We start from the raw sequence: 14,796 nt of genomic DNA, 5'->3' as shown, positions 1-14,796 counted from the left end.
AAAGAGGTTGCACACCTATGAGTACTAACGACAAGAATTTTTACAACAAAAAGGCAAATTTACAAATACGTTTTTCTGAATTTGATCTCCCACCGATGCAGGACTTATTACTTATAGGCAAACGTGCACCCATCGGTCCCGAGGCCACTCGCAGAATGATTAACGCCGTTGCACCAGGCCAATATGAGGTTATTTTAATCGAAAATAGCAATATCGAAGCCATAGCTGTAAAAACTAGTTTATTTAATTGGATACCACGTGATACGCTAATTAAAACCATACTTGAAGAGGGTATTAAATTTAGTAGCGCGCAATCTTTGATTAAGGCTAAATTAGAAATTTCGGTTTCAGTATTTAAAGAAGTTGATATTAATGTATAACGTAGAATACATAATGAGTAGTCCCGTTTTTTGTATTACCTCCGAGAAAAGTGTTTCACAAGCCGCTGAGTATATGCAAGAACACAAAGTAGGGGGACTGCCTGTTATGGAAGGTGAAAATTTAATTGGTATAATTACTTCCAAAGATGTACGTTTTCATGACCCTAACCGGATTGTAGCTGATTCAATGAGCAATCCGGTTATTTCCTGTGAATCAGATGATACAATTTGGGAAGCAGCGGAGCTATTACATGAATATAAAATAGAACGCATGCCTGTATTAAAAAGCGGTAAAGTAGTCGGAATGATAACTAAATCCACAATAATGAAACATATAGGTCAACTATACGACCCATTAACTGGTATATATAATTCTAGTTATATATATCAAGTTGCTTCAAAGTTACTTTCTGAGGGACATGAAATTTCTGTAGTTTTATTTGACGTAAATAATTTTGGGCAATTTAATAAAAAATATGGCCATGTATATGGTGATCGGTGTTTAAAACAAATAGTTAAAGTTTTTAAAGATAGCATAGAAGTTAACTGTGACTTCGTTTGCAGATATGGTGGCGATGAATTCGTTCTTATTTCTTTAAGAAAAATAAATAACGTTGAAAAACTAGTTAAAATCATAGTTGATTCAATAGCTATTGAGACTTCTAAGGTCGGAGTTTCCGCTACTATATCGGCTGGCATCTGTGGTGGTCAAAGAAAGTATGCCAGAAGCGAAGTAAAATATTATGATGTAATTGAAAACCTTATAAATAAAGCGAGTATAGCCTCTACAAAGGCCAAAATGGCCAATAAAAGTTATTTTATAGAAACGAGTTAACCGTAGCTTATTATACCCGGCCTGCTCTCAATGCAGCATCATTACTTATCATAAACAGCCCATCAAACCAGGCGGGATAACATCATAGGTTTTTTAGGGATCCCATACAACCTCACAATGGCTATTATCCATACATGCGACCAAGTACCCCATCAGTCTAATGGAACCAACATGTTCCGGTAAGCCCGCCCATCATCTGATGGCCGTTTTCAATGAGAATGCTCCGCTTGCCGTCGGATACAGCGTCTATTTTTCCGGTAATGGCTACGATCAATCCAAATTTCTCAGCCACCAGCTGGGCAACCTCTGCGCTCCCGGCGGATACCCCGGCAGCGTCCACACCCTTTACAGTGGCATCCAGCCCACCTAAAATAGCTATCTCGGCAGCGTTTCCGCGTAAAATAGTCACATTTATATCATTAAGAATACGTAGTGAACTTTGGGTCCTCAAACTGGTGGCTCCTGCCCCCACAGGGTCTAGTACAACGGGAATACCCAGTTGGTTGGCTTTCTTGCCGGCATAAATCATACTCTTCACCAGCTCGGGTGTTAAGGTGCCGATATTCAGCACCAGAGCTCCGGACAGGGCCACCATTTCTTCCACTTCTTCCTGGGCATGGGCCATTACCGGGGAGGCTCCAATATGGAGCAATATATTGGCGGTATCATTCATCACCACCATATTGGTGATGTTGTGTATCAGCGGCTTGGTTTCTCTTATTTTAATTAAACCACCGGCAATATCTTTCAGCAGTTTTTCCGTCATTGTCAATTAATTCCTTTCATAAAATATTAATTATCCTGCTTATTCCTTTTGGCGATTAAATAAAAAACCGCATTCCCAAAGAGAATGCGGTTAAACATAAAATATTTATATCACATCCCTCCGCTGGTATTATCCAGTACCCGCACGATGCAGGCAGCGCCAAATTGGCGCTCAGGTTTCAGGGTCAGCGGGTTTTGCCCGCACTCTCAGCTCCACACCAGGAACTCCCCTTGTGGTAATATTTAATTTTTCACAAATCAAGAATATCACAGGAATATCCTTGTGGCAACATTAAAGAAAGCACAACATTTTTAACTCATTCTACTTGTCTTGCCCAAGTAATGTGGGTTTTAATTATTATTAACTTTACCTTAGAACAATTTCGCCTTACTCCAACTAAAGAACGCCATTTTAAAGAAATATTACGAACTGCACTTTGTGATATAGAACAGTTTGAATGTCAATTTTATATTGGTAATTATAGAGTAGATTTTTATTTCCCCCGGCTTTGTTTGGCTGTTGAGTTTGATGAAAAACACCACAATACTTCTACTAATAAAGAATTAGATGCTATACGCCAAAGAAAAATTCAAGAATCTACTGGATGTTTGTTTATAAGGGTTCCCGAAGGAAAAGAAATTGAAGGTTTAAACAAGATATTACGTATAATTAAGGCTTCTTATCTTAATTAACTTACAGGTTGAACTATCCGGAATTGCCGGATAGTTGGCACTGACATTGGCAAATTATTTTTCTGGCGGCGGTGGTTGAGGATTTAGCTTATTTTCACGGAAGTTTATGAGGTTTTGCTAGCCGACGCCGCCCTGCGCGAAGATTTTTACCAGCGGCTGGCTGAATACGCCAAAACTCTGGGGATTGCCTTATCAACAGAGTCATTCATCATGCGGATTGACGAAGCGACGCTGCGGCGTTATAAGGCCGACCTGAAACGTTTTCAACATCTGAAGGCTGCCGTCAAACTTCGCTACGCCGAAGCTGTTGATTACCGGGATTACGAACCAAAGATTAAAAAACTGCTTGATACCCATATCCAGGCCAATGAGGTTATTCAACTAAATAAGCCGGTGAACATCTTTGATGACCAGATGTTCAACCAGGTTAAGGAAGAACAGGGTGTCTACGACTGGAAAACTACAGCAGCCAAAGCAGACACTATTGCCCATGCGACAAAGCGTGTTATCACTGAGAAGATAGCGGAAGATCCGGCGTTTTACGAGAAATTTTCCAAGCTGATACAACAGGCCATTGAAGATTTCCGGGCCAAGCGACTTTCGGATCTCGACTATCTAAACAAGGTCATGGAGATTCGCAATAAAGTTACTAACCGCCAACATGATGACATGCCCGGGAAACTGTCCGGCAACGAAGACGCGATAGCTTATTTCGGTGTCATTAAGCCTTTCTTTGAACAACATCATCTGGATGCGGCAGAATGCGAGGAACTTTCCGCTGATACAGCCCTTGCTATTCAGGATATACTGACTCGTTATTGGAAGGTGCAATTCTGGGATGATGAAGATGCCCAGAAACAGGTGATTAATGAGATTGACGATTATCTATTCGATGAGGTTAAGGGCAATAGAGGCGTTGAAATAACTCTCGACCAGATGGATGAACTTATCGAAAAGGCCATGCAGGTGGCGCGGTATAGAAGTGTGAGGGATGAAAGGTGAAAGGGGAGATAGCCTATGGCTCAATCCTTATTGAGTTCCAAGTAATTCATATGGTACGCAAATCTCTGGAAATCGCCGTTCACCCTGACAGTACGGTGGTGATAAAAGCGCCCGCTGGTATACGGTTTGAAGAAATAAAAATGCGGGTATGTAAACGTGCCGGGTGGATTAAAAGACAACTGGACTACTTTCGGCAATTTGAACCGAAAACGCCTCCCCGGCAATATGTCGGGGGTGAAACGCATCTCTATCTCGGTAAACAGTATCGTCTAAAAATTATTAGCGGGGAAAGAGACGGGGTAAAGCTCGTTCGGGGGTATTTCCTGATTCAGGTCAAAGATAACGCTTCATCAGATAAAGTGAAAAGCTTATTGGAAGCCTGGTATGCAGATAAAGCCACAGGCAGGTTTAGAGAAAGTTTTGAACGGTGCTGGCCCTCATTTGAAAAACTCTCTTTAACGAAACCCCGCTTGCAGATCCGGTGTATGAAAAAGCGTTGGGGAAGCTTATCTAAGAACGGAACGCTTACATTAAATGCAGACTTGATCCGTGCACCTAAAGAATGTATTGATTATGTTGTTGCCCATGAACTGTGCCACTTAAAATATCACGACCATAGCCCGGCTTTTTATGGATTACTGGATAGGGTAATGCCGGATTGGAAGAAACGTAAGCATAAGTTGGAATTGGCTTTGGTTTAGCTCTTCACATTTCGGAATAATTCGATATCCAGAACTGCAAATTACAGCAAACAAGAGGGAATTGACTTTTTGTATCTAGTTAGATTCAGGAAATGTTTAAATCTCCTGTTTTATATAAGCAAAAGGGTAATGAGATTATCAGTGGTTATAAATAGCATTATAGTTAGCATTATAGTTAGCATTATAGTCTTATGACATCAACTTATAATACCAGCTATTAATCAGTTATACGCATTTCCTTTGATTTGCTGCACTGCTTAATGAAGTGGCTGCAACGGATGCGCGTGAGGTTTGAACATTGTCTCGGCAATGTAAAGTATTTCGAATGCGTAACTCCATCCAATGACGTAAAGTCCATTGTTATTGAACCTACTTTGCTCGTTCTGTACGAAAAGGGCGTAACAGAAGGGAATTGTCCCAAGGTTCCGGAACTGGCCGTTACTGTTCCACTCAATTAAATATCCTAAATGGTGTTGACAACATTATAATAGATATTTGACTAACATAACCATAAAATGGTACCATGAAGAAAAAAGCAGCGGGTGTGTTATTAATGAATAACTTGCTAAGATTCATAGAGATTTGCAAACAAAACGGTATTATTTTAGCCTATCTATTTGGTTCTCAAGCCCGCAATGGTCTCGATGTTATAAATGGTAAAAAGATAGTAATAAAAGATCCACTTACCGATTTGGATTTAGGTATTATATTGGATGATGAAAACCGGTTAAAAGGTTCTATGTATAAGCTATACTCCACCTTATACAACCAATTGGATGAATTATTTCTACCTTTACGCCTGGATTTGGTTTTTTTACAGGAGACCCACTCTGTATTTCAGTTTGAAGCTATTAAAGGGATTTGCCTTTACGCAGTCAGTGAGGACATACAAGAAAAATACGAACACAACATACTAGCTAGAGCAGCTGACTTTCGCTGGGTGTTGGAACAGTATTATAAGGAAAAATTGGAGGAACTGGGGTAGACATGATAAACAAAACGCTGATTTCGCAAAGATTGGAATTAATAAACTGTTGGCTTAAAAATCTCAAAAAACTATCCTATCTTTCTTATGAGGAATTTATCTCAAATAATATTAATTCAGCAGCTGCAGAAAGCTATCTGCGCAGGTCATTAGAAGCAATATTCGATATTGGAAGGCATCTCCTGGCTAAAACCGGTAATATTGAAATGGCCGGAGAATATAAATCTATTGCCAAAGGATTGGCTAGCAATAATTTCGTCAGTAATGATTTGGGTAAAAAACTAGTTCAAATGGCTGGTTACCGCAATAGAATGGTTCACTTTTATAGTATGGTTACAGAAAAAGAACTATATGATATATTGCTGGATAACCTTGGTGACATTGAACAATTTACCATAGAAATTAAGCAGGCCATCTTAAAATAGTCAGCACTTTGGCGTTGAGATCGCGGTGGGGATGCTGTTTCCGTCTGTCCCGGCAACAGTTTAAGTACTTAAATTGAACAACTTGCCCAGGTCATTTTTCCACCGATGTAGCTGTAAGCAGTAAGATATTTCTTTCTTTAAATGATTGACCATTTGGGGGGATCCGAAAAGTTTAATCAGCTTTCCAGATCCCCCCAAATGGTGCTTGCCCCTCATTGCGTTACTCCCCTCCCGGTAATGCCGACGATGGTATTGCATGTTTTTTAAGGAGAAAAATATGATTTATCTTGATGTTTGTTGTCTAAACAGGCCTTTTGATAACCAGGTACAAGAAAGGATCCGTCTTGAATCGGAAGCTGTACTGGCTATCCTTTCTGGTTGCGAAAGAGGAAAATGGTATTTAGTCAATAGTGAGGTAATTGAGTATGAAGTATCTCTTACCCCTGATCTAGAAAAAAGAGAAAAAGTAATTGCCTTTACGAGTCTGGCTCATGATAAAATAAATGTAGATAGTAGAGTTGAAAAACGTGCCAATTACCTCGTTGGCTTGGGTTTTAAATCATTTGACGCTTTGCACCTTGCCTGTGCTGAAAGTTTTTTTGTCGAAGTACTGCTTACTACTGATGATAAATTCTTAAATAAGGCAATAAAGAATAAAAGTAAACTGAAAGTTAGAGTTGAAAATCCGGTTATATGGCTAATGGAGGTGACGCAAAATGCGGGATCGGATGATGAATCCTAGTCAAATCCGCAGTGCTGGCTTAGCTGCTCTGTCAAAAGCTTTAGGTCCTACAGGCATGGCTAGATTTATCCAGCAGTTCGAATTAGGAACAGGTAATTATACAAAGGATAGGAGCCATTGGCTTAATCAAATGAGCATAGAAGATATTTTTTCTGGCATTAATAAAATGCGCAACACAGATTTGCCTACGGAGAAAAAATAACAGTATGAACAAACATTTGAATGATGTGCAACAATTATAGCCTTATCCTGTATGATATTACTGGGTAAGGCTTATTCTTCCTGACTTTATCAGTTAATCTGGCGCAAACCAGCATGTAACCTGGACATTAAAAAAAGTGTACATTTTGCCACTACACAAGATTTACTTAAATTTACAGTATTACCTCATCTACAAGTATTACAGTGGTGGCTGTGACCGACCGGTTCATTTCCGAAGATTATAAAAAAAAGCTGCTGGAGGTATTGAAAATGACTCAGATAGAGCAGTGGATCAGGGAGGAAGGTATAAAAGAAGGCATAAAAGAAGGAGAAATGAAAAAAGCTTTGGACACCGCCAGAGCGGCCCAACCCCGGAACCATCGTCTGAACTTCTTAGTCATTGATCTGTTTATTTTATCAGTTGCTCTCCCCATTTTGCTAATTCATCAAGTACAGGTAAAAGCTTTTCTCCAGCCTTTGTCAATGAGTACTCAACACGTGGCGGTATTTCGTTGAATTGCACCCTTCTAATCAAACCGCTTGCCTCGAGTTCTTTAAGTGAACTTGTCAGCATCATATTGGTTATTCCTACAATACTTTTTTTTAATTCGTTATATCTAAGTGTACCGTTTTGACAAAGCACCCAAATTATCGGTAACTTCCATTTTCCTTCTATTGCTTTTAACGCGGATGCAACAGGACATAAATCATTTTCTATTGAAAAAATTATTTTATCCTTCATATATACTTTAACCCCTTTACTCATAAAAAACTTACTTAGTTATAAAAAACTGCATACTTGTTTAATTATTATTCACACTTATAATCATATTAAAGAAAGAATAAAGAGTAAAGGAGATTTGCACTATGAATACATTAGATGCAATTGCCAAAAGAAAAAGTATCAGAAAATATAAAGCTGAGCAAATTAAGGATTCAGCTTTAGAAGAAATTATTAAGGCAGGTAAAACTGCCCCAAATGCCGGACCTTTTCAAATTACCGTGATCCAAAATGCAAAATTGTTGGCAAAAATTACCGAAATAGCATTCCGTTGTTTTGCAACTAAATGAATAGAAAACACTTCTCTAAGCCCGACATTGCGGGCTATTTTAATGTCAATCTTTTAGGATTATCGTGTTGTATAATGTTGTGTATTATGGTATAATACCTTTGAATGAAGGTGTTTGCTATGTTTCTTAAGAAGAGTGTTAGTAACGGAAGAGTATTCCTGTCCTTCGTACAGGGTTACCGCATTAATGGTAAGGTTAAGCATAAAACCATAGAAAAAATCGGTTATCTTGATGAATTAGAAAAAGTTTATGACGATCCCATTGCCTACTTTAAGTCTGTTGCAGAAGAACGAAACCAATCTGCCCCTGCCGAGACAATAAAAATTGCTGTTAACCAGCGCCTTACAGATAATACATCGTCCAGAAAGAATCTGGGATATGCCATTCCAAAGCGCATTTATTCCCTCCTTGCCATCCATACTTTTCTTCAGAATAAGCAGAAACACCTAAGCATCGAATACAACCTAAACAGTATTTTCAGCCTCCTCATCTATAACAGGTTTCTTTTCCCTTCTTCCAAAAAGAAGGCTTTTGATAACCGCGACTTTTTCTTTGAATCCTATGATTTTTCAATTGATGATCTGTACCGCTCTCTTGATTACTTTGCACGATACTCTGAACCTCTTCAGAAATATCTGCACGAGAAAGTCTGTGAAATCATTGGCCGTGATGGAAAACTGGGATACTATGATGTCACCAATTATTATTTCGAAATTCCTTACAATGATGAGGATAAATATGATGATAACGGAGTTCTGGTAAAAAAGGGCTTCCGAAAGAAAGGCCCTTCGAAGGAACACCGTCCTGATCCTATCGTCCAGATGGGTCTTTTGATGGACTCAAACGGCATTCCAATGGCATTCAATACCTTTTCCGGAGGCGAAAGCGAAAAAACCTCTCTACTTCCTATCATCCGCAGGGTAAAAAGGGATTATGGTATGGAACGGATTATTACGGTTGCGGACAGGGGACTCAATACAAGTGATAACACCGCTTTCCTTGCCGGAATCAACGATGATCATTCCCAAGCTCATGACGGTTATATCTATGGACAGAGCGTATTGTCTGCCGACAAGGAATTCAAGGCATGGGTACTTAATCCAGAGGGATACATTCAAACCAAGGAAATAGATACGGAGGGTGAAGAAGTCCTTTTTACTCACAAATCCAGGGTCTATGCAAAAACTATCCAACTGAAAAACCAGCAGGGAAAACGCACCCTGAGAATGACGATTTATCAGAAACAGATGGTATACCACTCAAAGAAATATGCGGAAAAACAGAAAAAAGAAAGGGAACTTGTCCTTGCCAAGGCAAAAGACTTAATTGCCCATCCCGGAAAGTATACAAGAGCTACTAGTATGGGTGCTGCTGGATATATTAAAAATATAAAGTTTGTGAAGGAAACAGGAGAAATACCGGACGGAATCAACCTGTCGTTAAATCTTGAAAAGATTACGGAAGAAGAAAAATACGATGGTTATTATTCCATCGTGACAAGCGAAAAGAAGCTATCTGACAGGGAAATCCGGGACATATACAAGGGATTATGGGAAATTGAGGAGTCTTTTAAAATTATTAAGAGTGAATTCAGAGCAAGACCGGTCTATCTCCGAACCGAGAATCATATCAAGGCCCATTTCCTCATCTGTTTTGTTGCACTTCTCATCCTACGCGTACTGGAATACAAATTGGATAAAAAATATTCTGTTAAGCAAATACGGGAGTCGCTAATACGTTATTCCTGTTCCCATCTTGACCAGAATTACTATTTGTTTGATTACAGGAATGAAATCTTGCAGTCATTGGAGGGAGTTTTCGACATTGATCTAGGGAATAAAATTATGACTACATCCCAAATAAAAAAAATTTTGCAATACTACAAATAAGGTCAAAATATACAACACTAATACGCCAAAAAAAAAAGCTCTGTAGTCCGCATAAATGCTGGACTGACAGAGCTTTTTATCATATTATTACTGCAAAACTCAGGATATTAAAGAAAGAATAAAGAGTAAAGGAGATTTGCACTATGAATACATTAGATGCAATTGCCAAAAGAAAAAGTATCAGAAAATATAAAGCTGAGCAAATTAAGGATTCAGCTTTAGAAGAAATTATTAAGGCAGGTAAAACTGCCCCAAATGCCGGACCTTTTCAAATTACCGTGATCCAAAATGCAAAATTGTTGGCAAAAATTACCGAAATAGCATTAGCAGCCATGAAAAATTCCGGGAATGATTTTTTAATGAGCAGAGCAGCATTACCAGGGTATACCCCACTCTATGGTGCACCGACTCTACTTGTCCTTTCAGCGCCACAAGCAAATCCCTATAGTATGGCTAATACATCAAATGCTGCAACTAATATGACAATTGCTGCAACAGATTTAGGACTCGGTTCTTGCTATATGATTACGCCACAGCTTGCTTTCACCGCAGACCCTTCTTTGGCTAAAGAAGCTAATATACCTGAAGGCTTCTCAGTTATATGTGCTGTTGCCGTTGGCTACTCCGATGGTAATGCTTTTAGCACTGAAAGATCTGATGTGGACAACGTAAACTATGTTAAATAACTATTAAAGATAACGCAGCGAGGGACTGACCCCTTATGGGAGGTTTTGGGAATGGCGCCAGGCCAGGACCAAAACCTCCCGAGCTCAATATATTATTGTATTATATTTTCCAATATAAAAGGCGTGGAGAATATAATTTATTCATCAGTCTTATATAAATTTTATTTAGAGTTTTACAGTTCTGCATTAATGCACCACGAAATACTATAAATTCAGGTAAATTACATCTTAGAAACGTTGGCTTTATAGGCCCTGAAATATTGGAGAAATTTTAGTTGACACCTAATAAAGTAAGATATATATTATAACAAAAGGAATATTCGTTCCATAAAGGTGAAAAAGTTGAATTCTACAAAATCTATAAAAATGCAAGAAAAACGACAAAAAATTTTAGAATGTTCACTTGTACTCTTTGCAGAAAAAGGGTATCTTAACACTCCTGTCAGAGATATAATTGATAGTTCAGGTTTTGGTACCAGTACTTTCTATAAATATTTCAAAAACAAGGAAGATGTTTTAAAGACACTTCTTACCGAATTTTTGGAACAAATAATAACTAATGTAAAAGATTACTATAAGAAGGAAGAAGATTTATTCATTCGTTTCATCGAAACCAAGCGAGTAATTATGGATGTGTTTATCCAAAATAAACAGCTATCGGAAATTTATAGTAGAGTAGCAGGGATTAGTGACGGAATAGATAATTGCTTAAAGGAATTTGAAGATAAACTGCTGCTATTTACCAGTAAAAATATTCAATATGGTATCAAACAAGGTTTCTTTCACGAAGTTGAGGTTGTTCCGATTGCTCACGGTATAATTGGTATAATTAAATATGCAGTTTATAAATGGGTAGTATTAAAAGAGATATCACAAGATGAGATGATAGAAATGGTTATATCATTCCATAAATCCTTGGCAATTGGCTTGGTAAAAAAGAGATGATTAATAAACCTACATGAGCAATGAATTAAGTTAAGGTTATTTAATTTTTTATAATAAAAGGAACGTACATTCCTTCTCATTGTTATTTGTTCAACAGCAGTTAACAAGGAGGGAAAATTCCTATGAAACTAAATAGTTTTAGGACTACAAAGACTGGCATAAAAGTTTATCTGAGACCGGTTGAAGTGTACGATAAATCGTTAATAAAATGATTTCTTGATACGCTTTCAGTTGAAAGCATTTACCGCCGTTTTTTCACGTTACGAAAGAACATACTGGATGAATTTTTACATAAATGCTTTACTATTAACCCTGACATAGAAATGCATATTTTAGCAATTGACCAAAATAAGAAGGAGGAAGTTGTGGGAGTCGGACAGTTTCATATATGTTCAGATACTTCTTTAGCCGAATTAGCCCTTATCGTGAGCGATAATTATCAAAATAAAGGAATTGGCAGGGAGTTATTAACTCACATGATGCAACTTGCAAAATATAGGGAACTGAAAGGCTTTGAGGGCATTGTACAGACGGGCAACAGGCCGATGCTAAGAATATGTGAGACAATAAGCTTTAGTACTGTTGAAAAGACACTAAGAAAGCCGGGAGTGTATGAATTAAAAATGTATTTTTAAATAAATAAATATCAAAAGATGTTATATCCTTTCATGAATTCTTGGCAATTGGTTTGGTTAAAAAGAGACGATTAACAAATCTATAATTAGGTCCAAAGAAGGCATGTCTGACGTCTAGGTAACCGCGCTTTAATCTCTTAGGGGCTAAAAACAGCTAAAGTATGAAAATATTACAGAAAAAGAAAGCATTAGGGGGAATCTTTATGCGAAAGCTCAATCCCAAGCACGTTGACGCAATAATTACTCTGATTAATCGAAGCCCGTATTTCGAACTGCTTTCCATGGTTATTTTAGACATGGGCATAGGTTATTCTCTTGTCGAGGTCGATTTGGAAAATAAACACCTCAATCCCTTTGGAGGTATTCACGGAGGAGTCTATGCCTCGATAATCGATACCGCCGCCTATTGGGCAATATATTGCGAGTTAGATGAGAATGTAGGATTAGTTTCACTGGATCTTAAAGTTAACAATTTGGCCCCCATCAAAAGTGGCAAACTGATCATCAATGGCCGGCGAATTAAATTCGGTAGGATCATTAGCTTGGCCGAAGCTGTGGTTACAAGTGAAGAGGGAAAAATCCTTGCTCAAGGAACTTCCACCCTGATGCAAACCTCTGGTCTCCAAACAATTAAAGAGGCTATCAGCTTAACCGGCGAAAAGCCCCCACCCTCTAAGTTTATCGAAGAAGAATGCAATTTTTCACTGTAAATCTAATAAGTGAATCTGAGGCAAATGATAGTTTTTGTCAATACATGAATGCTATCTTTGGATATTAAGAAGGACTTCCTAATGTCAAAAAGGCTAACCGGTTGGTCCAACGGAAAGTAAAGCCCTGCAGAAGTATAGGAGGAATCCCTTATGATACCTAAAAATAATATGATAACGACTTATCCAAGGAGAATTACAGAACGTGTATATCTGGTTGGAAATCATTTTTTTCGATCTTATCTGGTACGCGGCGAGAGTTGTGCTTTGATTGAAGCTGGAGTTACCTGGTCTGTACCCCAGATAATCAAGCAATTAGAGGAACTGGAGATTGCCCCTGAAGAACTGCAGTATCTGATTATATCCCATGCCCATTTTGACCACGTATGTGGTATTCCGGGGCTTAAAAAGGCTTTTCCCAACCTGCAGATACTGGCATCTGAGGCTGCTGCTAAGGTATTGTTGAAGGCCAAGGTGGTTACAGGTTTTTTCAGTGAGGATATTGCCCTGGCAGAAAACCTAAGGAGAAAAGGACATATCACGCAAACAGTGCCCACACCTGAAACTCCGGAAACTATCAATGTCGACATGGTGGTAACTGAGGGCGAGCAATTGGACTTGGGCAAAGGATCTATTATGTATTTTAGCCTATTACCAGGGCATAGTCCTTGCAATACGGCTGCTTATCTACCATTAGAGCAGGTGTTGTTTGCCTCTGACTGTGGAGGCTATCCTATTAATGTAGACACTATCTTTCCAATGTATTTTGCCGGGTATGAGGATTATGTGACCAGTTTGCAAAAGTTACGAAATATAGATGTATCTGTATTGGCAGTCCCTCATGAATTACTGCTGGTAGGAAGTAGAAATATTAGTTGGTTTTTTTGCCAGTCTTTGGAGAGTACAGTGGATTTACATGAGTCTATTCTTAAGGATTACAAGATTGGTTGGAGACAGGATGAAATTAGTCAAAGATTGTTCCAGAGGTTCTACCGAGGAGGACTAGCCAATTACTCAATGGCTAATATCAAAGTTTGCACTGATCTTTTGGTACGAAGAACCATAGAGGCAGTAAATTTTTGAGTATGGGAGTGAAAGTTAATAATGAAACGAATCTTAGGGATTGTGGCTTCACAGCGAATGGCTGGCAACTCGGAAATTTTAGCCAAGGTGGCGATGGAGGCAACAGGAGCGGACAACCAGATGGAGATGATCAGGTTGACAGACCTGGATATCAAGGCATGTAAAGCTTGTTATACTTGTTTGCCACCGGATGTTCCCTGTCATATTAAGGATGACCTCAATTTTCTACTGGATAAAATCCGAGCCGCTGATGCTGTGGTTTTAGCGGCACCCTGCTATTTTCTAGGACCCCATGGCAGTATTAAGATGCTTCAAGACAGGTTCCTCTCGGTGGGCAACAAATCCCAGGAATTTTCCGGTAAGCCCTGTATAACTATCACTACTTATGGAGTGCCCAGTTGGGAGGGCTATGCTGAGGCGGCTTTAAACCTTACGGCCAGGTTCTTAAATTTGCATCTGGTTGACAGTGCCAGCTTTCTCGGAGCAAATCCTGCTGAAGTTCTAGAAAACCCAATTAATTTGGAAAAAGCCCGGCATATGGGGAGAGGCCTTATAGATCCCAAGTATCAGCGAAGTTCCAAAGCTAACGAGTGTCCAGTCTGTTGGAGTGATATTTTACGTTTTGATGGGAAAATGGTAATCTGCCCCTTCTGTGGTACTAAAGGTGAAATCAAAGTAGAGGGACAGGAGGCTAAACTGGTCTTTCATCCCCAAACCAATCATCGTTTCAGTGAAGAGGGGAGACACCATCATTTTGACGTTTTTCTTAATGGTAAGAAACAGGAATTTATTGCAAAAAGGAAACACTACAAAGAACTACAAATACCGTATCGTTCCATCAACTGGTGGGTAAGCCCCCATACAACAAGTCCATAACACTTACAGGAAGTCACTATCTGCTAAAGTGTTACTGCTAACACATATTGTCTAGAAATAGACGGCGTTAAATGTCCAAAATATGACGATATTGTTGACCAATAATAGTCCGTCAGTCAGTCCATACGGACAGATTAGCAACAAGAAAGCCGGTAAACTTAATAGCCACCGGCGT

20 protein-coding genes are annotated in these 14,796 nt (G+C 38.9%); 18 read left to right on the top strand and 2 right to left on the bottom strand.

Annotated elements, in window-relative coordinates; all coding sequences use genetic code 11:
* Positions 1-17: 17 nt before the first annotated feature.
* Both DESGI_RS15450 and DESGI_RS15445 read left to right on the top strand, forming a co-directional pair.
* Positions 18-380, top strand: a complete 363-nt coding sequence (locus DESGI_RS15450) for a hypothetical protein (RefSeq protein WP_006524132.1) — start codon at positions 18-20, stop codon at positions 378-380.
* A complete protein-coding gene (locus DESGI_RS15445; RefSeq protein WP_006524131.1) occupies positions 373-1,215 on the top strand; it encodes a CBS domain-containing protein in 843 nt (280 codons plus the stop codon). Before DESGI_RS15450 ends, DESGI_RS15445 begins: the two co-directional genes overlap by 8 nt.
* A 157-nt stretch (positions 1,216-1,372) precedes the next feature.
* Here the strand turns inward: DESGI_RS15445 and thiM are convergent, their stop codons facing one another.
* Entirely contained in the window at positions 1,373-1,981 is a 609-nt protein-coding gene (gene thiM / locus DESGI_RS15440) for a hydroxyethylthiazole kinase (RefSeq protein WP_006524130.1), read from the bottom strand.
* Positions 1,982-2,322: 341 nt separating this feature from the next.
* Here thiM and DESGI_RS23225 point away from each other — a divergent pair, with 341 nt between their 5' ends.
* The 8 genes from DESGI_RS23225 (at position 2,323) to DESGI_RS15405 (ending at position 6,730) form a co-directional block, all read left to right on the top strand.
* Positions 2,323-2,673: an endonuclease domain-containing protein gene (locus DESGI_RS23225; RefSeq protein WP_006524129.1), complete on the top strand. Its 351-nt coding sequence runs from the start codon at positions 2,323-2,325 to the stop codon at positions 2,671-2,673.
* A gap of 114 nt (positions 2,674-2,787) precedes the next feature.
* Positions 2,788-3,675: a type I restriction enzyme endonuclease domain-containing protein gene (locus DESGI_RS15430; protein WP_006524128.1), complete on the top strand. Its 888-nt coding sequence runs from the start codon at positions 2,788-2,790 to the stop codon at positions 3,673-3,675.
* Positions 3,672-4,376 carry a M48 family metallopeptidase gene (locus DESGI_RS15425; RefSeq protein WP_006524127.1) on the top strand — a complete coding sequence of 235 codons (705 nt, stop codon included), beginning with the start codon at positions 3,672-3,674 and terminating at the stop codon, positions 4,374-4,376. The genes DESGI_RS15430 and DESGI_RS15425 overlap by 4 nt, the downstream gene beginning before the upstream one ends.
* Before the next feature lie 278 nt (positions 4,377-4,654).
* Positions 4,655-4,834 carry a hypothetical protein gene (locus DESGI_RS24710; RefSeq protein ID WP_157872797.1) on the top strand — a complete coding sequence of 60 codons (180 nt, stop codon included), beginning with the start codon at positions 4,655-4,657 and terminating at the stop codon, positions 4,832-4,834.
* A 95-nt stretch (positions 4,835-4,929) separates the two neighbouring features.
* Positions 4,930-5,361, top strand: coding sequence for a nucleotidyltransferase domain-containing protein (locus tag DESGI_RS15420; RefSeq protein ID WP_006524126.1), 432 nt, complete (start codon positions 4,930-4,932; stop codon positions 5,359-5,361).
* A 2-nt stretch (positions 5,362-5,363) separates the two neighbouring features.
* On the top strand, positions 5,364-5,786 hold the full coding sequence (hepT, locus tag DESGI_RS15415; protein WP_006524125.1) for a type VII toxin-antitoxin system HepT family RNase toxin: 423 nt from the start codon (positions 5,364-5,366) through the stop codon (positions 5,784-5,786).
* A 277-nt stretch (positions 5,787-6,063) separates the two neighbouring features.
* Positions 6,064-6,528, top strand: a complete 465-nt coding sequence (locus tag DESGI_RS15410; protein ID WP_006524124.1) for a PIN domain-containing protein — start codon at positions 6,064-6,066, stop codon at positions 6,526-6,528.
* Complete coding sequence (locus tag DESGI_RS15405; RefSeq protein WP_006524123.1) at positions 6,503-6,730, top strand: hypothetical protein; 228 nt, start codon at positions 6,503-6,505, stop codon at positions 6,728-6,730. The genes DESGI_RS15410 and DESGI_RS15405 overlap by 26 nt, the downstream gene beginning before the upstream one ends.
* Before the next feature lie 408 nt (positions 6,731-7,138).
* On the opposite strand, the gene DESGI_RS23965 is transcribed toward DESGI_RS15405, so the two are convergent.
* The gene (locus tag DESGI_RS23965; RefSeq protein WP_006524121.1) at positions 7,139-7,471 is read right to left on the bottom strand and encodes a winged helix-turn-helix transcriptional regulator; all 333 of its coding nucleotides are present in this window, start codon (positions 7,469-7,471) and stop codon (positions 7,139-7,141) included.
* Between the two features lie 125 nt (positions 7,472-7,596).
* Here DESGI_RS23965 and DESGI_RS15395 point away from each other — a divergent pair, with 125 nt between their 5' ends.
* The 8 genes from DESGI_RS15395 (at position 7,597) to DESGI_RS15360 (ending at position 14,621) form a co-directional block, all read left to right on the top strand.
* Complete coding sequence (locus tag DESGI_RS15395) at positions 7,597-7,800, top strand: nitroreductase family protein (protein ID WP_006524802.1); 204 nt, start codon at positions 7,597-7,599, stop codon at positions 7,798-7,800.
* A gap of 119 nt (positions 7,801-7,919) precedes the next feature.
* The gene (locus DESGI_RS15390) at positions 7,920-9,689 is read left to right on the top strand and encodes an IS1634 family transposase (RefSeq protein WP_006524803.1); all 1,770 of its coding nucleotides are present in this window, start codon (positions 7,920-7,922) and stop codon (positions 9,687-9,689) included.
* A gap of 143 nt (positions 9,690-9,832) precedes the next feature.
* Entirely contained in the window at positions 9,833-10,375 is a 543-nt protein-coding gene (locus tag DESGI_RS15385; RefSeq protein ID WP_006524120.1) for a nitroreductase family protein, read from the top strand.
* A 333-nt stretch (positions 10,376-10,708) separates the two neighbouring features.
* Positions 10,709-11,320: a TetR/AcrR family transcriptional regulator gene (locus tag DESGI_RS15380; RefSeq protein WP_435050871.1), complete on the top strand. Its 612-nt coding sequence runs from the start codon at positions 10,709-10,711 to the stop codon at positions 11,318-11,320.
* 239 nt (positions 11,321-11,559) lie between these two features.
* On the top strand, positions 11,560-11,955 hold the full coding sequence (locus DESGI_RS15375; protein WP_337833205.1) for a GNAT family N-acetyltransferase: 396 nt from the start codon (positions 11,560-11,562) through the stop codon (positions 11,953-11,955).
* Positions 11,956-12,158: 203 nt separating this feature from the next.
* Positions 12,159-12,665 carry a PaaI family thioesterase gene (locus tag DESGI_RS15370; RefSeq protein ID WP_006524117.1) on the top strand — a complete coding sequence of 169 codons (507 nt, stop codon included), beginning with the start codon at positions 12,159-12,161 and terminating at the stop codon, positions 12,663-12,665.
* A 150-nt stretch (positions 12,666-12,815) separates the two neighbouring features.
* Positions 12,816-13,745, top strand: a complete 930-nt coding sequence (locus tag DESGI_RS15365) for an MBL fold metallo-hydrolase (protein ID WP_006524116.1) — start codon at positions 12,816-12,818, stop codon at positions 13,743-13,745.
* Positions 13,746-13,766: 21 nt separating this feature from the next.
* Positions 13,767-14,621 (top strand): flavodoxin family protein, encoded by an 855-nt coding sequence (locus DESGI_RS15360; protein ID WP_006524115.1) that lies wholly within the window; start codon positions 13,767-13,769, stop codon positions 14,619-14,621.
* Positions 14,622-14,796 lie beyond the last annotated feature (175 nt).

Source organism: Desulfoscipio gibsoniae DSM 7213, assembly GCF_000233715.2.
GTDB classification, from domain to species: domain Bacteria; phylum Bacillota; class Desulfotomaculia; order Desulfotomaculales; family Desulfallaceae; genus Sporotomaculum; species Sporotomaculum gibsoniae.
The sequence above is the reverse complement of the archived record's forward strand: the minus strand, read 5'-3'. Positions and strand labels throughout refer to the sequence as shown.